The sequence below is a fragment of the Sphingopyxis yananensis genome, assembly GCF_020687785.1.
Lineage (GTDB): Bacteria > Pseudomonadota > Alphaproteobacteria > Sphingomonadales > Sphingomonadaceae > Sphingopyxis > Sphingopyxis yananensis.
Window position 1 is genome coordinate 18,083 of the sequence record NZ_JAJEWI010000006.1, and the last position, 19,543, is coordinate 37,625.

Sequence of the window (19,543 nt, forward strand, 5' to 3'; positions counted from 1 at the left end):
CGCTTAGACATGCCGCATAACCATCGCATCACTGTAAATATCGCCCCAATCATCGCTGGCGGTAAGCGGTATATGAAGAACCGTCCGGTCGTTCATAACAGAGCAACGATAGCGCCCCTCTTGGATAGCCGAGACGATTTCGTTCCACGCTCAGGTCGCGTGCGAAACAAGCCGGCCTTCCTTGAAGGTGTTGGTGACGGTGATATTCGCCAGCCGATCGGGGCTGATGGTCATCGGGTTGTCCGATAAAATGGTCAGGTCGGCAAGCTTACCGGGGGTCAGCGATCCCTTTCGGCTGTCCTCATAATGCTGCCAAGCGGCCCATAGCGTCATCGCTTTCAAAGCGACATCAACCGGTACACGCTGGTCAGGCCCCAATATATCGCCCGAACGCGTGCGACGGGTGACCGTTGCCGACAGCACGCGCATAGCGTTCGGATGAGCGACGGGGGCATCGTGGTGCGAGGTGAAGCGCATACCGCGTTGCAACGCCCAGCCGCATGGCGAGATATTTTCGGCGCGGCGCGGCCCCAGCACTGAATCCCTGTGCCAGTCACCCCAATAGAAAGTGTGCATCGGAAAAAAGGACGGGACGATGCCGAGCGCCTTCAACTGGTCAACCTGATCCTCGCGCGTCACCTGTCCGTGGATCAATATTGGGCGGCGGTCGCCAGCGCCATATTTTTTTACCGCCTCGCGGACTGCCGCAATCAGCATGTCGACTGCGGCGTCGCCATTGGCGTGAACTTGGATCTGCCAGTTTCGCGCAAAGGCGAGATCAACCGAATCCATCGCCTGTTTCTCGCTAATCGCGGGATAGCCGGAATAGTCCGCCGACTGGCCATCGGGTGGGATATAATAGGGCTGAGACATCCACGCTGTTTTCGCTTGCGGCGATCCGTCGATGGTCAATTTGACCCCGCCGATGCGGAAGCGTCCGACATAGTCGCGCCGATAGATCGGCAGTTCCATTGCATCGGTCGACGTCAAAATATCAGGAAAGGACAGCACATCGATCGGAAGCCCGCCCTGCGCCGCGACGGCTGCGATCAGCTTGCACGTATCCGTCGATGAACGCCCGTCCTGACAGGTCGTATAGCCAAAACTGGCATAGAAAGCCGCACCCTCGCGGATCATCTCCATATTCGCCTGCGCATCAAGGCGCGCCAAAAGCACGCCCATCATTGCGAACAGCGCCGTTTCTTCCAGCACGCCGTTCGGTTCTCTCGACCCCGCCTCGCGGCGATAGACGCCTCCATCGGGGTCAGCGGTCGCGGCGGAGACACCCGCAGCGGCCAGCGCCGCGCTGTTCACCGCCCCCATATGGCTCGACTGGTGCAGGAACAGGATCGGGACGTCCTTTGAAATCGCATCAAGCTCGGCGCGGGTTGGATGGCGCTGTTCTTGCAATTGAGAATCGTCGTAACCAAAGCCAATCACCAACTGGGTCTTGCGCACCAAATCGGCATGCCCCCGCATCCACTCGCGGGTGATTTTCTGAAGCGCTGGAATTGAATCGCCCTCTCCATCGGGGGCGGGGAGCAGATTGGCGTAGCGCGCTTGCAACCCGACCATCACGACATGGCCATGCGGGTCAAAGAAACCGGGCAGCAACGTCCGCCCTTGAAGATCGAAACGCCGAGCGCCACGGCCAGCAACCGCATTGGCCGCATCAAGCGTTCCCGCAGCGATGATCAGACCATTGCGCACGGCGATTGCCTCAACGCTCGGCGCCGCATCATCCATCGTCAAGACCGGACCGCCATAGAATATCGTCGCCACGCCGGCATCCTGCGCCATTACCCGTTCACCGGTCGCTAAAAGGCTGGCGGCTAGGCCTCCCTGCGCAAGCAACCGGCGGCGATCAATAGCAATGTCGGTCCGTATCATGATGTTTCCCCCATCAGAAGTTGGCGACCACATTCGCAAAACCGCCAGTCCAAAGCGGCGCCTTTAGGTCGTTCGAAATCGAATCCACACCCTTCCCCGGTGAGGAAATCGAGAGGCCCGCAGTAAAATAGAGATTAGGAGTCACTACGCGCCGATATTCTAAGTAGAAATCGTCCGAGAGATGCTTGCGCGTCACCCCAGTGATGGGCTGAGCGATGCCATCTTCAAATTCGACGCGGGTCGCTTGGCCGAACTGAATTGGGCTGCGCAATTTATTCGCGCTGATCCGCGCCGCGCGAAAGGAAATCGTATCCCGTGCGCTCGGCGCAATGCTCAACACCAGTTGGTGCGCGTTGACGTTCGAGTTGATGAACATCATCGATGATTTCGTTCCTGTCGACCAAGCGCTGGGATTACCCTCATAATAAAGCGGATCGAAGCGTTCGAGCGCTGGCGTGTCAGGATCATCTCCTGAAAAGGTCTGATAAACATAGGATATCGATGGCCGGCACGCTTGGCTGGCGAACGTGTAGCCAAGCTGCGCACGTCCGGCCCACGCCTTCATGTCGATCCGCTGATTGCGTTCGATTGCAAGGTCTAGCCCGATCCATGCATTTTCAAGCGGCCCGCTCGTCGGGGCGATCCGGCCATAAGCGGACAGGAAGCGCAGGCCGTCACGCCCGCCGATAATGAAATTCGGCACACCAATCCCTCCCGGCGGGGCCTGTGGATAGGGCGAGGACGAATTCAGCACTTTGCCCAGCGTCACCCCGATGAAGCTGCCACCATGGGCATCGTAACGCATGTCGACGCCCGCGATGTGGGTGCCGGTATCATTGTCGGGCGCCTCATTGGGGTCGAGATAAAAGGCGGTGCCCTGCACCCCGCCGCTCGCGGCCGTCACCAACCCCGCGACCCGCCACGCACGGCGCGGACCGAGCTTTAATGCGCCGCGTGAAAAACCGTTCGACCCACCATTGGAGAGCAGCATTCCGGTCCCCGCCTTCCACTCTCGGGCGCCGAAAGACGCATCAAATCGGCTTCCATTTTCATCACCGCGGCGCACCCCTAGATATAGTTCCTCGACGGTGGCCTGACCTGTATCTTTGGCGGCAAAGGCATCGGTTCCTGCGGTCGTCGAAACAACGACCGATGCCGCACCATAAATGGTCATACGCTCTTCGGGCCGGTACTGAAACGCAATGCCGGGTTTCACATAGAATTCGAGCCATTTGGCGTCGGAATCAAATTCGCTGTTACCGGCTACAGTCTCGGCAAATTCCCAAAAGAGATTGCGTTCAGCAACCAGATTGAGACCCGCTTCGACGCGCGCACGAACTTCCAGATCATCACTCTTCGCTAGCAAGAAGGGATCATTTTCCTGAGCCTGAGCCGAGCCGACTGCCGAGAAAGCGACCCATAGGAAAGCAAATGTTGGATAGGCTAATTGGCGCATGCTCAACCCCTCCTAAGAGGATAATCTATCACATCCATTCAGTAGATGATAGAAAGCTGTTCACATTATTGTCTATAATTTTGCGGCCCTTATTTATTTTTATATAATAACAACGCCTATGGCCCGAAAATATCGAAGATAATTCTTAATGTTAGGCAAAAATTGAAAGTAAACCACCTGGATAGCAATTGACCGAAATTGGCGCATCATCATAGTGTACTCAAAAGGTTAGTTGATCTGTACCAGCAACAGGCTACGCCGCTGCGGCACGTGAGATAAAATCATTAGCGCCAGCGGCAAGGCCTGCTTCATCAACGACCTCAAACTCATTCGCATTCTTGGCCACCTTTTCGCCTACCGCCTCGCGTCTTTTGACCTCACGGTAGATGCCATTGCCCAACAGGGCCTCTTATTCGTCGAATTTAGCGCCCACTTCAACGAGGCAGAGAACAAGATATGAAGGCGAAGATGCACATTTTGGGGCGGTTTTGCTACCAGCAGTGGTCCCAAAATATAATTCATCCGCAACAGTTTACACTCTGCAACCGTGACGAGAAGATGGAATCGCCAGTCATATAGGGCTTGGCGGCTTCGCATAGATACAAATATTCCCACTTCCATATGCCATGGACGCAAGAGATGATAGCAGGCTCAATAGCATGAAATCGGGCGTACGCCGGAGGCTTCTTCCAATGTCAAAAATGGGATAAAGCCAAGCCTTGCGAACGATTATGAACAGTGACGGAAGGAAAGTGGCGGAGACGGTGCCCGCCAATTCAAGCGATTATCCTATTAAAATTACGTTATGTTTTAATGACCATTATCTGCAATACCATATCCGATACCATGGATTTATTTTCCATCCATAATTGCCGGTGAGCTGGATTCCCGAAGGCAGAAACACCAAAGACGTGCTGAACCCTGCTAAGGCGGCGAGCTAGGCCACCCCGAAAAAGAAGCCCGCCAACGGCAATAACGTGTCGGTAGGCTCCAACGGGGGCAAAAGGTAATCAGGGTCATCTAGCGTCGCGGCGGCGTATCACTTCATCGCGCCATGCCTTCACTTCGTTTTCGCTCCAGCGAGATGCGCTTCCGCCGGGCTTGCAGTGTTTAGGGAATTCGCCAGCGCGCACTATGTTATAGATCTTGGCGCGACCCAAGCCGGTCAGCTGCATGACGGCATCGATCGGCAAAAGGCGTCATCTAAGCCAAAGTCGATTTCTGGCGCCAGCAAGCGCGCCCCTGCTCGGCTCACCCGCTCCCTTGGCCTAGCTGATATGGCTGATTGCACAGTCAATTTCTTTCCTCCTTCCATTTGCTCAGCCGCTGCCAAAATGACGGGCGCGGCGTGGTTTCGAGGCAGTGCGCCGCGAGGGGTGGCACGGTGCGGATGTGGTGGCCGCCGATGACGTAGCCGGTGCTGGTCATGATGACGGCATCGGGTGTTTCGAGCAGGCGTTGGACTGGGGCCCAATAGCGACGCGCGGGGGCTGGTTGACGATCGGTCATTCCCCGTCCTCCGGCTGATCGGGCCAAGGTATGCGGCTGGCAAAGGCTTCGCTGGCGTCGTCCAGTTGCTTGCGCGCGACTTCGCAACCTTCGCCTTCGCCGCACTAATCACCGAAGGCAATAGTGCGCGCCGCGATCACAAGGCGTTGCACGTCTTGCGGTACAACCTCCGCGCTGGTCTGGGTGGGTAGCCGCATGATGTGGCTTGATCGGCAGCATCCATCTGTAATGTTCGGGGATGCTCGCCACGAGACGCTGAGCGTTACAGATCGCAGTCATGGCAAAAAGGACGGCACCCGAACATTGCGCATCGAGCCTGATTGCGTGATGGACTTTCGCGCACTGCCTTTTGATGATGGTCAGTTCAAGTTGGTGGCATTTGACCCCCCGCACCTTGTGCGGGCTGGCCCTAAAAGCTGGTTGGCTGCGAAATATGGCAAGCTCTCAGCGAATTGGCGAGACGATCTGCGCGCGGGATTTGCGGAGTGCTTTCGGGTGCTGGAACCAGAAGGAGTTCTGATTTTCAAATGGAATGAAGTGCAGGTCAAGCTCCGCGAAGTTCTGGAGCTAACGCCTCATCCACCGTTATTTGGGCAAGTTTCCGATCGCAGTGGGATGACGCATTGGCTGGTCTTTATGAAGCCGGTGACGGCATGACCGCGCCTGACGATATCGCGCCAAACTCTGCGATCCGTACCGTGCTGCGGGCGCATGGGCTGGATACGCTCTATCACGCGAAGGCTGTGGTGCTGGGCCGCAAGGATGGCGCGGCGGTGTTGCGGCTGGCCCATGCCATGGCGTTGCAATTGGCAGAGCTGAATGCGCTGCGCGCGCGGGATGCGGCGTCCATCCCCATGATCTTGCATTGCCCCGTCTGCCATATGAAGCACATTGATGAGGTGGACGAGGTCAGCAATCCGGGCTGAGCGAACCCAGAACATATATCCCACATATGTTTGGGCTGTGGCAGCGTGTGGCGGCCTTGTGACCGGCCGACCGAGGGTGTCGCGATATTGGACCGCCATGGGCGCAGCGATACATGGCCCGCGCGCGGCCGGAAACCAACGAACAGCCATGACACTGGCGGGGTCTTGGCGCCGCTGGCGCCGCATTTGGAGGCACAGGCGGTTACGGCGGCGAAGGCTGCGAAAACACCATCACCGGCCGGAAAGGTGCCGCCGCCCAATTGCCGCGACCGGATGCGGGCCGAGAGCACAGCCTATCCGCGCATTGGCTGTGCGGGGTGCAGCCCCAAGAACAAGCACCGTTTTACGTGTCCTTATTTGGGAGAGAAGTGATGACGGATACGGCATCCAAAATAGTAACGGCCGGTCACTCACATATGGATGGTGAGTGACCGGCCGGTTGGGACGTCATGTGGCTGGCGGGGTTATCCGCCTGAAATTTTCTTACCAGCAGTCACTGCTAGAATGAGGAACAGCACAACAAATGCCAGACCAACGAAAAAGAGGATTTTCGCAATGCCAGCAAACGCACCGGCCATTCCACCAAAACCCAACAGGCCCGCAACCAACGCAAGGATTGCGAATATTAGCGCCCATTTGAACATATTATCTCTCCTGTTTGCTTAGGCATCTATTGAACAGGGTGCAGCGGCATATGGTTCCATATGATCAGGATTTGATCTGGCCCAGCGGGCTGATCAGGCCCTTCCAGTGCAGCATGTATTTGTTATATGTTCCCCATATGTTCTTATTGATTTGGGGAATTGCAATGCACCGGTTGGAAGAATTTGAAGCGGTTGGTGAGGTTCATGATGTGGAGCAATTGCGCGGGATGGTGCGCAAAGCGGCGGCGCTGGCGCGAGAGGCGATGCAGGAACGGGATGCGTGGCGAAAACAGCATAAGGATGTGACGTCCGATCTGGTGCGCATCCCCGAAATGTCGCTGAACGATTTGGCGAAGATGGTAATCAACAGGGATAAACATGGGCAAGGCAACAAATCCTGCTTCGGCACGCCGCCAACGAGCGAGCAAAGAGGTTCGGCAGCACGGTGATGTTGAGAGCGTCAACGGGGTTGATTACAACCATGGGGCATCGCCGCTGACGCGGTGGATGTCATCTGGTGATCTGGAAGATTTTGAGATGGCGGCGATCAGTTGGTGTCAACGATTGTGGGCATTGGTTGGCTTGGAGCAGCGCACCACCGCCAGCTATGATGAACGCACAGCCGTGGGCACCACCGATGGCGAGAGCGGCGCCATGATGCTGATGCGCGCCGATACCCGCGATGACCTTAAGCGCGTCAGTGGTGGGCTTGGGCCAGATGGGGAATATCATGCCGGATATATCCCGAAGGCCTATTGGGAGATATTCGAGAACTGCATTCGCTTTGATGAGCCAGCGGGCGCTATGGGATCGCGGCTGGGTCGCTCTGCCCCCAGCGTGCGGGCGTTGATGACCGTGAAGCTGGTTGCGGCGTTTATCGCGCAGCAAGAGGGGTTGCAGTGTTGAAAGGGCTTGACGTGCTCGCGAGCACATAGTTGCAAATCAGTTACCTTGGGAACTGCGCCCGAAATCAAAGGCTACCGACATAAGCGGGTGGCCTTTTTTTATGACTGGTATCGGCTCCACCCATGAATGGCGGGCCGTCAGAGGCACACTCCTGCGAGCGAGGCCGATGTGTAGACTCTCGCGGGCGGAGTATCGGGAGGCGCAACCTGACACCGGCAGACGGCAGACGGCAGACGGCAGACGAAAGCGGTGAGTAGGACGGCAACCCTGTTGCGGGGCAACGCTATCCAAAAGCTCGGCCATTATTGCAACGGGACGGCGTTACTGCCGCGCCAAACCCAATTGCCGTACTCAGAATGTGCAGAGCAATTGGGACAATGGACGCGCCGCTTTCTTGCGAGGCAATTATCGGGGCAGTTGCCAAAAGACACTAAATTCATAATCACGGCCAGCAACGTCCTGACCGTTCATATCTTTAGGTTTCAACCGCATGGTCGAAGCCAACTGATATGTAGCGAGACGAACATCTTCAATCATTCGCGCTTCATCGCGATTGGAATACACCCTAGTATATTCCAATTTGCCGGTATCTCTGCACAGCAATCCGAGGTCTTGTTTGATATTGCAGAGCATATTTACTCTGACTGGGGCTCCCCATAGCATCGCCGCAGGCGGGTAGAGATCCGAAAGAAGCTTCGGATCCAAAGGCACCGCGAATTCTACGCTCTCTGAATTCAGCGCGTTCTCGCCAGCACTGGTAAAAGGCGCTCGTTCATCCGTCGGGGACAGCGTTACTTCAAACAATCTAATCGTGAACATACCTTGGTCATCAACCGAGGCAATTCGAGTTGAACGCAGACGACTGGCGGCGACTGCGATTTTATTGCGTTCTTGTTCGCTGACCGTCGGATCAGGAGTCGCATTAGGATTTCCGACGATCGCCCAATCAACCGTTTTCTGCCCAGTGGGTATTTGGGATGCTGGTACACAATTCACGGGCACACCCGAATGTGCAACCATTAGGCATGCCATCTGCATTTTAACTGGTTCTGTAGGCTTTACTACGAGCGCGTCCCACGTTGCTGCGAGAACAGAATCCCCGACAGGGACAACATAATCACTAGGTGAGACCGTCTCATAGTCGACAGGGACATGAATAGATCTAGTTGGCGGCGACGCAGCCGACATTGCCAAAGTCAAACCCAGTAAAAGCATTGATTTCCCCATCCCCGATTTCAGCGATCCGTTACGCTTTGGTGACTGCCTTATGAATAGAAGGGAAGCAACAAGGAACAAACAAAATGGATAAGCGGCGGTTGGATTTTATGGTGGGTGGACGCTGATTGCTGTTATAAGATCTGCAACGGAGCTTATTCATGCTGACTTTACTCTTCGCCATGCAAGTGGCAGCCTTGAGCGACAGCGAGTTGGAATTTCACCAACGGCGTGAGAACCACGCCCGCATGGATACGGCTTGGTCTCTGATGCAGGAAGTGAACCGTAGGACGGGATCTTTGCTCGGGGCGTCGATGGGGTGGACACTCTGCTTGACCTCTAGCGCACAGACATTGGCGAAAGGTAATTTGCAACCTACCGATGTTATCGTGGCCGCTGCGATGGAGAATTGCCTGGAGCAGGAGAACAAGGCCGGCAAGGCTTTGGAGGCGATGAAAGCTTCGCAGCAAATGTTGGCGGATTACTCTGGCCAGAATGAAATTACAGACTTGACCATGGCTATATTGAGGGACCGTAATACCAAAGACCTTGAGGCCGTGGTCAATAGTAACAGATAGTGAAAATGGGAGGTGGGTCCCTTGGCCTCCCATTGATTGTTTATCATTTGGCATGGTGTCCCTTTCATGCTGTAGCGCGCGAAATGTTACTAGGGTTATTCCGTCTGTGACACAGGGCTACCAGCATAAGCGGGTGGCCCTTTTTTATTGGGTGCGGGAGATGAGGCGATGCCCCTGCCCCATTATAAGCGCTGGTATAAGACCGCCCGCTGGCAGGCTCTTCGCCGCCGTGTTCTTGCCGAACAACCATTGTGCGTTATGTGCGAAGCGATTGATCGTATCGACGTCGCGGTGATCTGTGACCACATCGAGCCTCATCGCGGCGATGAAGCAAAGTTTTGGACTGGCCCGTTCCAAGGCCTTTGCAAACCCTGTCATGACAGTGCCAAGCAGCGGATGGAGAAGTCCGGACGCCCTACCCTGACGTTCGGAACCGATGGCTGGCCGATTGAGACCAGACCCCGGGGGGGTGGTCGAAAGTTGAGCCTTTTCGGTTCCCAGACCGACACCGGACCCTAATTTTTATTCTAATAAAGGAATTTTTGTCATGGCGAGGCGGCGGCGGATTGATAGCGCGGCGGCTGGGGTTGAGGTCATGCAAGATGTTTTACGTGGTGAGCTGGCCCCGCCGGACCATGCCAAGCTTCACAAAGATGCCCTGCCATTTTGGACCAACATCATGCGCGGGCGCGCGCGCGAGGAATGGGAGGCTACGCCATGACGGCTTCCAGCCTTGCGTGGACGCAGTGGCAGATTTCGCGATTGCGGACGGCGATTGAAAAGAAGGCCTTGCCTGACACCAAGGAAGTGCAGCGCCTTTCTGACTTACAGCGGTTGGAAATGGGTTATTTGCGAGTGCTGCAACAACATGGCCGTGGTGCCCAAGGGGAAGCGCGAGACGTGAAATCCCGCCGAGAGCTGACGGCGGGTATCGCGGCGGACAATCCTCTGGAAGATGATCTGATCGCGCGGCCAATGATGAATTGATTTTACGCGGGGGAAGCTATGCCGAAGAAGGCAACGCGGACCCTGCGGGCCATTGTGAAACAGGCTATAAAGTGCGGCCCTGTTCCCAAGTTGAGAGACTGGAGATCACTGCCAACGGCCGAGTTGACCCGAGCCGAACGCAACATGCGGTTTATCGAGCGATATTGCCTGGTGCCGGAAGGGCCGCTCATTGGACGGCCTATTGTGATCGCCGATTTTCAAGAAGCATTTTACTACGCCATTTATGACAATAAGGTGGTCACGAAAAAGGCCACCTTGTCCATTGCTAGAAAGAATTCAAAAACGGCGACCATTGCCTGTTTGGTGTTGGTCCATGTTGCGGGACCGGAGGCCAAGCTCAACAGCCACATCAACAGCGGCGCACGGTCCCGAAAACAGGCCGCCGAGGTTTATAATTACGCATCCAAAATGATAAACCTGTGGAATTTGAGGCGCTGTCAGCGGACGGGAAAACGCCCATGGCGGCAGTCCCATAGTGGCGATTGGGGATGAGGCTGGTGGACATCGCAGCGCGGAATCCATGCAGCACATGGCGTTTATAATAGCCTGCGCGCATCAGCAGCTGGCGCAGCGTATTTTCGGACATGAGATCGTGCGGGTTGCGTTCGCTGGGAAACATCAGGGCGTAATTGCCCGTCAGCATCCGCAGTGCATTGTGGATTTCATTCGGACGAACGGCAGTGAGGGCAATAAGCCTGAGCGCAAATTTCGTGGTCGCTCGGCATCGTTCAGCATCGCAATCTGCCAGCAATTTCCGAACCAAGGCAATCTGCGTATCATGGTCTCGGACGCGGTCTATGATAGACGGCTGCTTTTTCACCCGCGGCCTCTTCGGCAGCGTCTTGTTCATGCTGGCAGCGGGGTTGCGGGTCGCCACCCCAGCAGGGATTGCGTAAACATAGACATCGTTAATCCGCTGGCATGCGCGGTGGGCAGTTTCAATGGCGCCACGCGACACGATCTGGTCCCATACCTCCAAGATTTTGGGGCTTTCGATTCCATCTATGGGAAGTGTCCCCAAATCTGGGAGCACGTCGCGCTCAAGGGAACGCAGCACGTCGCCCGAATGGACGATTGACCAGCCCGCGTTCGGCCGGTTGATCCAATGGGAGGCGTCCTTCTTCAACCATTAGCCATCATGAGCTGCACGCCATGACCGGGACAACTCAACGGACCACCCGCTCTTTAATTCGAACCACAGTATCGCCACGCTCTCAAAGGTCTGAGTCGCCCGCTCATCTTTGGCGGACGCCTTTTCCTGTTTTACAGCGGAAGGATCGCGACCATCGCGAAGCAGGGCCTTGGATTCATCGCGCGCGGCCCGCGCCTCCAGCAATGTCACGACCGGATAGCCGCCAATGGCCAGTGTTTTTTGAGAGGACTTGCCTTGGGCATTCCGGCCGAATGTGTAATTCATCCGCCAAATCTTTTGTCCGCTTTCGACACCAGCAAATAGAGCTGGCCGTGATCCCCCAGCTTGTAATCTTTGTCTGCGGGCTTCGCGCCCTAATCTTCGCGTCGGTTAGCACGCACCCCTCCCCTATGCAGGCGGCAACTATGGATACCATGGAATTTGACCATGGTACCATGGATTAAGCCGAACGCGGAAAGACAGCCGTGGGCACCATGGGCGAATGTGATCGCGAAATTTAGCGGAAATGAAAGGGTTTTAGACAGGAATGGATGGTCATAGACGGTAAAATGGCGGAGACGGTGGGATTCGAACCCACGGTACGGTTACCCGTACGACGCTTTAGCAAAGCGTTGGTTTCAGCCACTCACCCACATCTCCGCATGGTCCGTCAGGTCACCCTGTCGTTTGGCTGTGAGGGCGCTATAACCACGCCTTTCACAGCTTGCAATGACAAAGATCAACAGTTTGGAATTTTACCGAAGTTTTTCCGAGCGAAGGGATATCATGCCAGAAAAGATTGATTAAGGTCATCTGCTGTTCATGCGCAGATTCGCATGCTTTGCGCATCCTGTTATTCATTCTGGCGTCATGCCAGCAACCCTTGGGGAAATTTATGAAATTGGCCCTGCCACGCATTGCCCTTAGCGCCATTGGCGCGATTGGATTGATGCTATCCCCCGTTTCGGCCCAAATGACATCCATTGATCCCAATTCGGCGATTGACTCGGATCTCGATTATCCCGCCCCTCCCCCACCATCGAGCAGCACCGCCGCTCCGTCATCCAATGATTATGACAGCGACCTTGCCATTGGAAACGACGCCTATGGCCCTGTCGGCAGTGCAGCCCAAACGGGCGCGGTGACGAGCGGCACCACGGGCACCAACGCGGCCGACGCCACTGCTGGCAATACCTATAAGCAAGACGATTTGATCGGCGCGGCCGAAGGCGTCTTCGGTAAAGGCGCGCAAGGCTTGGCCGGTATCATCGAAGACATATTGAAGAAACAGGGCGAGCCCAATGCCTATATCGTCGGCCGCGAGGCTGGCGGCGCTTTGGGCGTTGGCCTGCGCTATGGCTCCGGCACGCTGTATCACCGCGTCGAAGGGGAAAAGCCCGCTTATTGGACCGGGCCTTCCATCGGATTTGATGCGGGTGCCAATGCTGGCAATACCTTTGTGTTGGTTTACAACCTGTTCGACAGCCAAGACCTGTATAAACGCTTTGCCGCTGGTGAAGGTGCCGCCTATCTGATCGGCGGATTTAACGTCAGCTATTTGCGGCGCGGCGATGTGGTCCTGATCCCCATTCGTGTCGGCGTTGGTGCACGCCTTGGGGCCAATATTGGCTATATGAAATTCCGCCAGAAACAAAGCTGGGTGCCCTTTTAACGGCCAAGCATAGGATCAAAAAAAGCCCGCGCCAACAGTGATTGGCGCGGGCTTTTTCATGCCCATTATGCGGGCGTGGCCATATGCTTGGCGGCGACCCTATTCGCCGTCAAAGGCAATCAAAGCTTCATAGGGGATGGATGCAGCGCTCAGGCGAGCGCCGCCGCCCAGATCGGGCAGATCAATCACGAACAATGCGGCACCAACATCGGCGCCAATGGAACGCAGCAAGTCCGCCGCCGCCGTGACGGTGCCGCCGGTCGCCAACAAATCATCGACCAAAACCACCCGCGCACCCGATGGCACCGACCCCATGTGCAATTCCAATCGGTCGTGCCCATATTCCAAATCATAGGTGATGCCGACGGTGTCCCCCGGCAATTTGCCTGCCTTGCGAACCAGCGCCAGACCCAGCCCCATTTGCACCGCCATCGCAGCCCCAAACAGAAAGCCTCTCGCTTCAACCGCGACAATCATATCTGGTGAATGTCGCGCTGCCCGCGCGCACAAGCGGCGGACCGTTTCAGCAAAACCGTCGGCATCGCCGATCAAAGTGGTAATATCGCGAAATTGAATTCCCGCCTTGGGAAAATCAGCGATGGTGCGAACCAATGATGCCAGATCCAAGTCCGGCAAAGGAGAAAGGGCGGTCATGCCTTTGCATAACCGCCCTTTCGATAAATTCAATATGGCTGATACGCCGACTGGAAACTCAATGTTCCTTATTGGCCCAAATGGTCCGGTAAGACAGGAAGGTCAGCGCCGTAAAGCCCAACAGATAAAGCAGAACAGCCCAGCCCACCTGAACACGCTTCACCAGCTTGGGTTCTGCGGTCCAGACCAGAAACGCCGTAACGTCCGAAGCCATTTGATCGACAGTCGCCTTGGTGCCATCAGCATAGGTGACCTGATCATTTTGCAAAGGCTGCGCCATCGCCAGATTCAGGTTGGGGAAATAAGGGTTAAAGTGCAGGCCGGGTCCGGGATGCAATTCCTTGGGCATATTAGCAGGCGGATTTTGATAACCCGTCAGCAAGCTATAGATATAATTTTTGCCGCCTTCACGCGCCTTGGTGATCAAGGACAAATCTGGCGGAATGGCGTTGCCATTGGCCGCAGCAGCCGCAACATCATTGGCATAAGGTGATGGGAAGTAATCCGAGCTCAGGCCATCACGGGTCGCCGGTTCACCCGTGTCGGGGTTGATCGACGGAACCTGAAAGCCCTTTGCAAAGCTCTTCACTTGACCCTCGGTATAACCAAAAGCCTGAATATCGCGGAATGCGACCAGTTTCAGACTGTGGCAAGCCGAGCATACTTCTTTGTAGACCTGCATACCACGCTGCAACTGGGCGATATCCCAATGCGGCGCGATACCATCGCTAGCCAAAGCCAGCTTGCGAGGCTCTTTATGAAAAGCCTTGGAGGCATTGGGTTCATTGCCAAGGGGCGTGGTGAGGATTGCCATCACCAGCGCCGCAATAAAGCCAAGCCCTACGAGAAAACCGAGCGGACGAACCATGGCTGTTTCAGCTCCTTATCTAGTCCGGCGCTCAGGCCGTCGCCGACGATTTGTCGGCATGTTTTGCAAGAACCGCCTCGGTAATCGAGCCCGGCATCGGCAGGGGACGCTCAATCCGCGAGATGATCGGCAGGATGATCAGGAAATGGGCGAAGTAATAAATCGCACCGATTTGGCTGAAAATCACCCATGGCTGTTCAGCAGGCATCATGCCGCAAACACCCAGCAAGCCGATATCGAACAGCAAGATCCAGAAAAAGATCTTGTTGAGCGGGCGATAGGTCGACGACTTCACCGGCGAACCATCCAACCAAGGCAGGAAGAACAGCAAAGCAATGGCCGCGAACATCGCGATCACGCCCCACAGCTTGGCGTCAATCCACAGGAAATTGAACGTGAACGCGCGCAAAATGGCGTAGAATGGCCAGAAATACCACTCAGGCACAATGTGCGCTGGCGTCGACAGCGGGTTGGCCTGAATATAGTTATCGGCATGGCCCAACAGGTTCGGCGTGAAGAAGGTCAGCACAGCAAAGATCATCAGGAACACGCCCAGACCAACGCCGTCCTTTGCGGTATAATAAGGGTGGAATGGAACAGTATCCTGTTCATCCTTCACCTCAATACCCGTAGGGTTCGACGAACCGGGGATGTGCAGCGCCCAAATATGCAGGATGACCACACCCAAAATCACGAACGGCAGCAAATAGTGCAGCGAGAAGAAGCGGTTCAGCGCCGCATTGTCCGGCGCAAATCCACCCAGCAACCATTGGCGCATGGGTTCACCAACGCCCGGTATAGCCGAGAAGAAGCCCGTGATAACCTGCGCGCCCCAGAAACTCATTTGGCCCCAAGGCAGAACATAGCCCATGAACGCAGTCGCCATCATCAGCAAGAAAATGACAACGCCCAGCAACCACACCATTTCACGCGGTGCTTTATAGCTGCCATAATATAGGCCACGGAAAATGTGCAGATAGACAACAATGAAGAACATGCTGGCGCCGTTCATATGCGCATAGCGGATAAACCAGCCAGCATTCACGTCGCGCATGATATGCTCGACAGAGTTAAAGGCAACGCCAGCGTTGGCGGCGTAATGCATCGCCAGCACAATGCCGGTCACGATCTGGATGGCCAAAGCCGCACCGGCCAAAACGCCGAAGTTCCAGAAATAGTTCAAATTGCGTGGCACAGGATAGCCAGCACCGACGGCGTTGTAGACGAAACGCGGCAAAGGCAAGCGATCGTCCACCCACTTCATCACGGGGTGCTTTGGCTGATACTGGTTGGCCCAGGGAAAGCTCATTTTTTCGCTCCTCAGCCGATCATCACGACAGTGTCGCTGGAGAATTCATAAGGCGGCACAACCAAGTTGGTCGGTGCAGGGCCTTTGCGGATACGGGCTGCCGTGTCATAGTGCGAGCCGTGGCAAGGGCAGAAATATCCGCCAAAGTCCCCACGATTTTCGCCTTCGGCCGCGCCCAAGGGCACACAGCCCAAATGGGTACAGACGCCCAATGTCACCAGCCAATTTTCTTTCCCAGGCTTGGTCCGTTCGGCCAAAGTCTGGGGCTGACGCAGATCACTGAGCGGAACCTTATTGGCTTCGTCAATTTCTGCGCTGGTCAGATTGCGAATAAACACAGGCTGTTTGCGCCATGTCGTTTTGATCGCCTGACCAGTTTGGATCTGGGAGATGTCGATTTCGGTCGAGGACAACGCAAGAACGTCTGCCGATGGGTTCATCTGATTAATCAGGGGAAGTACAACAGCACCCGCACCAACACCGGCGAAGCTGACAGCCGCAATGTTGATGAAATCTCGGCGACGAACGCCATCCTCTACACCCGCTTTCAGTTCGGATTCACTAGCCATAGGATTGCTACTTTCCCCTGGTAAATTATTATGTGTTTCCAAGAGTTGGCAGACCCCCAATGCTCGCGCATAGCATCGCAAAGCCCGGCGGCCCCTCCGGGAATTGGGGTGCTGATAGCCCGAGTGTCCAATATTGCCAACAGACAATTTCTGATTATGCGCAGTTCGGGCCACGCAAATTCTTCAAGCTCGCCTTGGCGACGGGTTCAGATTAAGGGTAAATAATGGATATTGCATTGTTTCAACCAGAGATCGCTGGGAATGTCGGGACCAGTTTACGAACCGCTGCTTGTTTCGGGGTCGCCGCGCATATCATTGAACCATGTGGCTTTCCTTTCTCCCTGCAAGCGTTGAAGCGTGCCGGAATGGACTATGCCGAACAAGCCGAGATCCATCGCCACGCCAATTGGGACATGTTTGATGACTGGCGCCGCAGCCGGCAAAAAAAATTAATTCTTTTCACCACAAAAGGGGCGACCCCCCTGCCCGATTTTACATTCACGCCCGATGACATATTGTTATTCGGTGCAGAGTCGTCTGGCGTGCCCGATCATGTGCATGACGCGGCGGATGCAAGAGTGATGATTCCCATGCTGGCCAATTTTCGATCCTTGAATGTCGCGGTGTCCGCTGGCATCGCATTGGCCGAAGCATTAAGGCAAACGAAAGGCTTTCCCGCATGACACCGCTTGATCCGCAGCAACAGGCCGCCCGCATTTGGTTCGAAACCCTGCGCGATCGGATCTGCGCCGAATTTGAAGCCATTGAAGCCGAAGCGGGAAGCGACGCGAAATTCCAATATATTCCGTGGGACCGCGAAGCCGACGGATTGCAAGTGGGCGAAGGCGGTGGCGGCGTGCGCGGCGTGATGAAGGGCAAGATATTTGAAAAGGTCGGGGTCAATGTGTCGACCGTTGGCGGTCAATTCGCGCCAGACTTTGCCCACACCATCAATGGCGCCGCCGAAGACCCCAATTTCTTTGCCACGGGAATCAGCTTGGTGGCCCATATGGCCAATCCCCATGTGCCCGCCGTGCATTTCAACACCCGCTTTTTAGTGACCACCAAACGCTGGTTCGGCGGCGGTGCGGACCTGAACCCGCCCCTGCCCTATGCCGAGGACACAGACGCCTTTCACGCCCGCCTACGGGCGGCCTGCGCGCCATTTGGGCCAGATGCTTATGCGCGCTATGCCAAATGGGCTGAGGAATATTTCTTCATCCCGCACCGCGATGTCGCGCGGGGCGTGGGCGGCATTTTTTATGATCATCTGGAATGCCATGACGACCCCGAATTTGACCGCAATTTTGAATTCACGCGCGCAGTGGGCGAAGCCTTTTTGGATATATTCCCCGTGATCGTGCGCCGCCGCATGGGCATGGCCGCGACACCCGAACAATATGAAGCGATGTATGAATGGCGGGGCCGCTATGTTGAATTTAACTTGGTCCATGATCGCGGCACCTTGTTCGGCCTGAAAACCGGCGGCAATATTGATGCGATCCTCATGAGCCTGCCGCCCATGGCGAAATGGTCCTGACCAGCTGATCCGCGCCGTCATCAAGCTGATCACCGCCCATAGCGCGGCATAAAAAAGGGCGGCCCGAACAGCCGCCCTTTTGTTCATGATTTCGTCTGTCCAGCGGCTTCACGCGCGCCGCCCTAGCTTCGCAGCTTAACGCGCCAATTGGCGATAAACAGCGGTAGAAATCGCCAGAAACACCACAGTAAAAATGGTGGTCAAGGCGGCGTCGATCATCACACCCAATGTCGGCCCGACCACGGGAATGAAGGCAGCAATCGTACCCAGTACCAGGCCAATTATCGTATAAATGACGATGACAGCCACCAGCACCAGACAATAATAAAGGGTCAGCGACAAAGCATGGCCCTTGGTGATCGCCCAACTCGCAGAGATCAGCCCGCCGATACCGCTGGCGCGATGATCAGCAGCCACCGGCCCCAACAGCGAAAAACGCACAGCCAGATAAATGCCCGGCACAATCAACAGGAAAAATCCAATCCCCGTCAAAATGCCCGTCAACAATTGTGCAAAAAATACGGGGATCAGCAGCGTCAGCGCGCTTTTAATCGCGTCCCCCACGCTCAGGCTGGTCCGTGTCAGCCACAACCGCATGATCGCCAAGGTGCCAACCAACACAAATATGCCGCCAATGATCTGATAAGGCAGCATTTGCTGGAACCATGGCTGATATGCCGCCAGCCATTCCGCCATGGTCGCGGTTTCGGCAACCTGCGGCGGAGCCCCAATGCTCAAGCCCATGATGAATTGCGGCAGGAATAAAAATACACCCGCGACCGCCCATACCAGCGTGCCATAGGATGACAGAAGCAAGCGGGCATCGCCCCACGCCGCGCTCATATCAAATTTCTGCATAGGATCTCCGATTTTTCGCCCAGCCACTTTGCGTTGCGGGCGAATATGTTTCCTTTATGCCTTATAGTCCAGCCGGTTGAAACTCCTATTCAACACTTGCACATCGCGCCCCAGCGGTGCAGGAAATTCCCTATGACCAGTCCGTCCCCATATTCGCCGCCCGCGCCAGATATTACCGTCTCCGCTGGCCTCACCGATTATGCCGAGGCGCTGCAATCCATGGAAGATCGCGCGGCCGCCATCTATGCGGGCACAGCGGACGAACGCATTTGGTTTTTGGAACATCCCCCACTCTATACCGCCGGAACCAGCGCGGATCCTGCGGAGCTGTTGGACCCACGCTTCCCAGTCTATGAGGCGGGACGCGGCGGGCGCTATACCTATCATGGTCCAGGGCAACGCATTGGCTATGTGCAATTGGACCTAACCAAGCGTGGCCGCGATGTCCGCTGCTATGTCTCTGCGCTCGAAGGCTGGGTGATTGCCGCTTTGGCGCAATTTGGCGTTTCCGCACGCCGTGCTGACGGACGCATTGGCATTTGGACGGATGACCCAACGGGCCGCGAAGCCAAAATTGGTGCCATTGGCGTGCGTGTTCGCCGCTGGGTAACATTGCATGGTTTTTCGCTGAACATCGCCCCTGACCTTAGCCATTTTGGCGGGATTGTACCCTGCGGCATTTCTGAATTTCCGGTGACCAGCCTGCAAGCCTTGGGCGTGAACGCCAGCTTCGCGGATGTGGATGACGCACTGCGGGCAACATTGCCAGATTTTCTATCCCATGTTCAGGGCTGCAAATAGGATGATCG

General features: G+C 55.8%; 24 protein-coding genes, 1 tRNA gene and 1 pseudogene. 11 read left to right on the forward strand and 15 right to left on the reverse strand.

The features are described 5' to 3' along the window. Window positions 1–150 precede the first annotated feature (150 nt). The 4 genes from LKO31_RS07245 to LKO31_RS07260 form a co-directional block, all read right to left on the reverse strand. Window positions 151–1,890, reverse strand: coding sequence for an amidohydrolase (locus LKO31_RS07245; RefSeq protein ID WP_227689630.1), 1,740 nt, complete (start codon window positions 1,888–1,890; stop codon window positions 151–153). Window positions 1,891–1,903: 13 nt separating this feature from the next. Further along, window positions 1,904–3,346, reverse strand: a complete 1,443-nt coding sequence (locus LKO31_RS07250) for an alginate export family protein (protein WP_227689631.1) — start codon at window positions 3,344–3,346, stop codon at window positions 1,904–1,906. A 1,016-nt stretch (window positions 3,347–4,362) separates the two neighbouring features. Then, window positions 4,363–4,539, reverse strand: a complete 177-nt coding sequence (locus tag LKO31_RS07255) for a helix-turn-helix transcriptional regulator (RefSeq protein ID WP_227689632.1) — start codon at window positions 4,537–4,539, stop codon at window positions 4,363–4,365. 100 nt (window positions 4,540–4,639) lie between these two features. Then, window positions 4,640–4,855 carry a hypothetical protein gene (locus LKO31_RS07260; protein WP_227689633.1) on the reverse strand — a complete coding sequence of 72 codons (216 nt, stop codon included), beginning with the start codon at window positions 4,853–4,855 and terminating at the stop codon, window positions 4,640–4,642. A 195-nt stretch (window positions 4,856–5,050) separates the two neighbouring features. On the opposite strand from LKO31_RS07260, the gene LKO31_RS07265 reads away from it, so the two are divergent. After that, entirely contained in the window at window positions 5,051–5,512 is a 462-nt protein-coding gene (locus LKO31_RS07265) for a class I SAM-dependent methyltransferase (RefSeq protein ID WP_227689634.1), read from the forward strand. Next, entirely contained in the window at window positions 5,509–5,781 is a 273-nt protein-coding gene (locus tag LKO31_RS07270; RefSeq protein WP_227689635.1) for a hypothetical protein, read from the forward strand. The genes LKO31_RS07265 and LKO31_RS07270 overlap by 4 nt, the downstream gene beginning before the upstream one ends. A 464-nt stretch (window positions 5,782–6,245) precedes the next feature. On the opposite strand, the gene LKO31_RS07275 is transcribed toward LKO31_RS07270, so the two are convergent. Next, window positions 6,246–6,425 (reverse strand): DUF1328 domain-containing protein, encoded by a 180-nt coding sequence (locus LKO31_RS07275; RefSeq protein ID WP_227689636.1) that lies wholly within the window; start codon window positions 6,423–6,425, stop codon window positions 6,246–6,248. Between the two features lie 164 nt (window positions 6,426–6,589). On the opposite strand from LKO31_RS07275, the gene LKO31_RS07280 reads away from it, so the two are divergent. Together LKO31_RS07280 and LKO31_RS07285 are read left to right on the forward strand one after the other, a co-directional pair. Next, on the forward strand, window positions 6,590–6,874 hold the full coding sequence (locus LKO31_RS07280) for a hypothetical protein (RefSeq protein ID WP_227689637.1): 285 nt from the start codon (window positions 6,590–6,592) through the stop codon (window positions 6,872–6,874). 58 nt (window positions 6,875–6,932) lie between these two features. Further along, window positions 6,933–7,331 carry a hypothetical protein gene (locus LKO31_RS07285; protein WP_227689638.1) on the forward strand — a complete coding sequence of 133 codons (399 nt, stop codon included), beginning with the start codon at window positions 6,933–6,935 and terminating at the stop codon, window positions 7,329–7,331. A gap of 405 nt (window positions 7,332–7,736) precedes the next feature. On the opposite strand, the gene LKO31_RS07290 is transcribed toward LKO31_RS07285, so the two are convergent. Next, window positions 7,737–8,351 (reverse strand): hypothetical protein, encoded by a 615-nt coding sequence (locus LKO31_RS07290; protein ID WP_227689639.1) that lies wholly within the window; start codon window positions 8,349–8,351, stop codon window positions 7,737–7,739. 356 nt (window positions 8,352–8,707) lie between these two features. Between LKO31_RS07290 and LKO31_RS07295 the strand changes: the two genes are divergently transcribed. Then, window positions 8,708–9,124, forward strand: a complete 417-nt coding sequence (locus LKO31_RS07295) for a hypothetical protein (protein ID WP_227689640.1) — start codon at window positions 8,708–8,710, stop codon at window positions 9,122–9,124. A gap of 144 nt (window positions 9,125–9,268) precedes the next feature. Here LKO31_RS07295 and LKO31_RS07300 read toward each other — a convergent pair whose 3' ends face one another. Next, window positions 9,269–9,502, reverse strand: coding sequence for a hypothetical protein (locus LKO31_RS07300; RefSeq protein ID WP_227689641.1), 234 nt, complete (start codon window positions 9,500–9,502; stop codon window positions 9,269–9,271). Window positions 9,503–9,671: 169 nt separating this feature from the next. Between LKO31_RS07300 and LKO31_RS07305 the strand changes: the two genes are divergently transcribed. Both LKO31_RS07305 and LKO31_RS07310 read left to right on the forward strand, forming a co-directional pair. Continuing rightward, a complete protein-coding gene (locus LKO31_RS07305; protein ID WP_227689642.1) occupies window positions 9,672–9,845 on the forward strand; it encodes a hypothetical protein in 174 nt (57 codons plus the stop codon). Next, the gene (locus tag LKO31_RS07310) at window positions 9,842–10,111 is read left to right on the forward strand and encodes a hypothetical protein (protein ID WP_227689643.1); all 270 of its coding nucleotides are present in this window, start codon (window positions 9,842–9,844) and stop codon (window positions 10,109–10,111) included. The genes LKO31_RS07305 and LKO31_RS07310 overlap by 4 nt, the downstream gene beginning before the upstream one ends. Before the next feature lie 370 nt (window positions 10,112–10,481). Here LKO31_RS07310 and LKO31_RS07315 read toward each other — a convergent pair whose 3' ends face one another. The 3 genes and pseudogenes from LKO31_RS07315 to LKO31_RS07325 form a co-directional block, all read right to left on the reverse strand. Beyond that, window positions 10,482–11,258 carry a tyrosine-type recombinase/integrase gene (locus LKO31_RS07315; RefSeq protein WP_227689644.1) on the reverse strand — a complete coding sequence of 259 codons (777 nt, stop codon included), beginning with the start codon at window positions 11,256–11,258 and terminating at the stop codon, window positions 10,482–10,484. A 3-nt stretch (window positions 11,259–11,261) separates the two neighbouring features. Continuing rightward, window positions 11,262–11,582 (reverse strand): annotated as a pseudogene (locus LKO31_RS07320) (integrase arm-type DNA-binding domain-containing protein); the annotation flags it as partial. Window positions 11,583–11,834: 252 nt separating this feature from the next. Continuing rightward, window positions 11,835–11,924, reverse strand: a tRNA-Ser gene (locus LKO31_RS07325). 235 nt (window positions 11,925–12,159) lie between these two features. Here LKO31_RS07325 and LKO31_RS07330 point away from each other — a divergent pair. Then, the gene (locus LKO31_RS07330; protein WP_227689645.1) at window positions 12,160–12,936 is read left to right on the forward strand and encodes a DUF1134 domain-containing protein; all 777 of its coding nucleotides are present in this window, start codon (window positions 12,160–12,162) and stop codon (window positions 12,934–12,936) included. A 99-nt stretch (window positions 12,937–13,035) separates the two neighbouring features. Here LKO31_RS07330 and LKO31_RS07335 read toward each other — a convergent pair whose 3' ends face one another. Genes LKO31_RS07335 through petA form a run of 4 tightly spaced genes read right to left on the reverse strand, consistent with a single transcriptional unit; the run spans window position 13,036 to window position 16,336 of the window. Next, the gene (locus LKO31_RS07335; protein WP_227689646.1) at window positions 13,036–13,590 is read right to left on the reverse strand and encodes an adenine phosphoribosyltransferase; all 555 of its coding nucleotides are present in this window, start codon (window positions 13,588–13,590) and stop codon (window positions 13,036–13,038) included. 58 nt (window positions 13,591–13,648) lie between these two features. Beyond that, window positions 13,649–14,458, reverse strand: a complete 810-nt coding sequence (locus tag LKO31_RS07340) for a cytochrome c1 (protein ID WP_227689647.1) — start codon at window positions 14,456–14,458, stop codon at window positions 13,649–13,651. A gap of 31 nt (window positions 14,459–14,489) precedes the next feature. Further along, on the reverse strand, window positions 14,490–15,767 hold the full coding sequence (locus LKO31_RS07345) for a cytochrome b (protein WP_227689648.1): 1,278 nt from the start codon (window positions 15,765–15,767) through the stop codon (window positions 14,490–14,492). An 11-nt stretch (window positions 15,768–15,778) separates the two neighbouring features. Next, the gene (gene petA / locus LKO31_RS07350; RefSeq protein WP_227689649.1) at window positions 15,779–16,336 is read right to left on the reverse strand and encodes a ubiquinol-cytochrome c reductase iron-sulfur subunit; all 558 of its coding nucleotides are present in this window, start codon (window positions 16,334–16,336) and stop codon (window positions 15,779–15,781) included. Between the two features lie 224 nt (window positions 16,337–16,560). On the opposite strand from petA, the gene LKO31_RS07355 reads away from it, so the two are divergent. Then, a complete protein-coding gene (locus tag LKO31_RS07355; RefSeq protein WP_227689650.1) occupies window positions 16,561–17,019 on the forward strand; it encodes a tRNA (cytidine(34)-2'-O)-methyltransferase in 459 nt (152 codons plus the stop codon). After that, window positions 17,016–17,876 (forward strand): oxygen-dependent coproporphyrinogen oxidase, encoded by an 861-nt coding sequence (gene hemF / locus LKO31_RS07360; protein ID WP_227689651.1) that lies wholly within the window; start codon window positions 17,016–17,018, stop codon window positions 17,874–17,876. The genes LKO31_RS07355 and hemF overlap by 4 nt, the downstream gene beginning before the upstream one ends. A gap of 135 nt (window positions 17,877–18,011) precedes the next feature. Here the strand turns inward: hemF and LKO31_RS07365 are convergent, their stop codons facing one another. Then, window positions 18,012–18,734, reverse strand: a complete 723-nt coding sequence (locus LKO31_RS07365; RefSeq protein WP_227689652.1) for a hypothetical protein — start codon at window positions 18,732–18,734, stop codon at window positions 18,012–18,014. Window positions 18,735–18,866: 132 nt separating this feature from the next. Between LKO31_RS07365 and lipB the strand changes: the two genes are divergently transcribed. Then, the gene (lipB, locus tag LKO31_RS07370) at window positions 18,867–19,535 is read left to right on the forward strand and encodes a lipoyl(octanoyl) transferase LipB (RefSeq protein WP_227689653.1); all 669 of its coding nucleotides are present in this window, start codon (window positions 18,867–18,869) and stop codon (window positions 19,533–19,535) included. Window positions 19,536–19,543 lie beyond the last annotated feature (8 nt).

Excerpts from the sequence above, each read along its gene's own strand:
- LKO31_RS07330 (WP_227689645.1), top strand. The coding sequence starts at position 12,160 with ATGAAATTGGCCCTGCCACGCATTGCCCTTAGCGCCATTGGCGCGATT.
- LKO31_RS07280 (WP_227689637.1), top strand. The coding sequence starts at position 6,590 with ATGCACCGGTTGGAAGAATTTGAAGCGGTTGGTGAGGTTCATGATGTG.
- LKO31_RS07345 (WP_227689648.1), bottom strand. The coding sequence starts at position 15,767 with ATGAGCTTTCCCTGGGCCAACCAGTATCAGCCAAAGCACCCCGTGATG.
- LKO31_RS07305 (WP_227689642.1), top strand. The coding sequence starts at position 9,672 with ATGGCGAGGCGGCGGCGGATTGATAGCGCGGCGGCTGGGGTTGAGGTC.
- LKO31_RS07355 (WP_227689650.1), top strand. The coding sequence starts at position 16,561 with ATGGATATTGCATTGTTTCAACCAGAGATCGCTGGGAATGTCGGGACC.
- LKO31_RS07245 (WP_227689630.1), bottom strand. The coding sequence starts at position 1,890 with ATGATACGGACCGACATTGCTATTGATCGCCGCCGGTTGCTTGCGCAG.
- LKO31_RS07260 (WP_227689633.1), bottom strand. The coding sequence starts at position 4,855 with ATGACCGATCGTCAACCAGCCCCCGCGCGTCGCTATTGGGCCCCAGTC.
- LKO31_RS07250 (WP_227689631.1), bottom strand. The coding sequence starts at position 3,346 with ATGCGCCAATTAGCCTATCCAACATTTGCTTTCCTATGGGTCGCTTTC.
- LKO31_RS07335 (WP_227689646.1), bottom strand. The coding sequence starts at position 13,590 with ATGACCGCCCTTTCTCCTTTGCCGGACTTGGATCTGGCATCATTGGTT.
- LKO31_RS07265 (WP_227689634.1), top strand. The coding sequence starts at position 5,051 with ATGATGTGGCTTGATCGGCAGCATCCATCTGTAATGTTCGGGGATGCT.
- LKO31_RS07275 (WP_227689636.1), bottom strand. The coding sequence starts at position 6,425 with ATGTTCAAATGGGCGCTAATATTCGCAATCCTTGCGTTGGTTGCGGGC.
- LKO31_RS07270 (WP_227689635.1), top strand. The coding sequence starts at position 5,509 with ATGACCGCGCCTGACGATATCGCGCCAAACTCTGCGATCCGTACCGTG.
- LKO31_RS07295 (WP_227689640.1), top strand. The coding sequence starts at position 8,708 with ATGCTGACTTTACTCTTCGCCATGCAAGTGGCAGCCTTGAGCGACAGC.
- LKO31_RS07365 (WP_227689652.1), bottom strand. The coding sequence starts at position 18,734 with ATGCAGAAATTTGATATGAGCGCGGCGTGGGGCGATGCCCGCTTGCTT.
- petA (WP_227689649.1), bottom strand. The coding sequence starts at position 16,336 with ATGGCTAGTGAATCCGAACTGAAAGCGGGTGTAGAGGATGGCGTTCGT.
- lipB (WP_227689653.1), top strand. The coding sequence starts at position 18,867 with ATGACCAGTCCGTCCCCATATTCGCCGCCCGCGCCAGATATTACCGTC.
- LKO31_RS07340 (WP_227689647.1), bottom strand. The coding sequence starts at position 14,458 with ATGGTTCGTCCGCTCGGTTTTCTCGTAGGGCTTGGCTTTATTGCGGCG.
- LKO31_RS07285 (WP_227689638.1), top strand. The coding sequence starts at position 6,933 with ATGTCATCTGGTGATCTGGAAGATTTTGAGATGGCGGCGATCAGTTGG.
- LKO31_RS07300 (WP_227689641.1), bottom strand. The coding sequence starts at position 9,502 with ATGACAGGGTTTGCAAAGGCCTTGGAACGGGCCAGTCCAAAACTTTGC.
- LKO31_RS07310 (WP_227689643.1), top strand. The coding sequence starts at position 9,842 with ATGACGGCTTCCAGCCTTGCGTGGACGCAGTGGCAGATTTCGCGATTG.
- hemF (WP_227689651.1), top strand. The coding sequence starts at position 17,016 with ATGACACCGCTTGATCCGCAGCAACAGGCCGCCCGCATTTGGTTCGAA.
- LKO31_RS07290 (WP_227689639.1), bottom strand. The coding sequence starts at position 8,351 with ATGGTTGCACATTCGGGTGTGCCCGTGAATTGTGTACCAGCATCCCAA.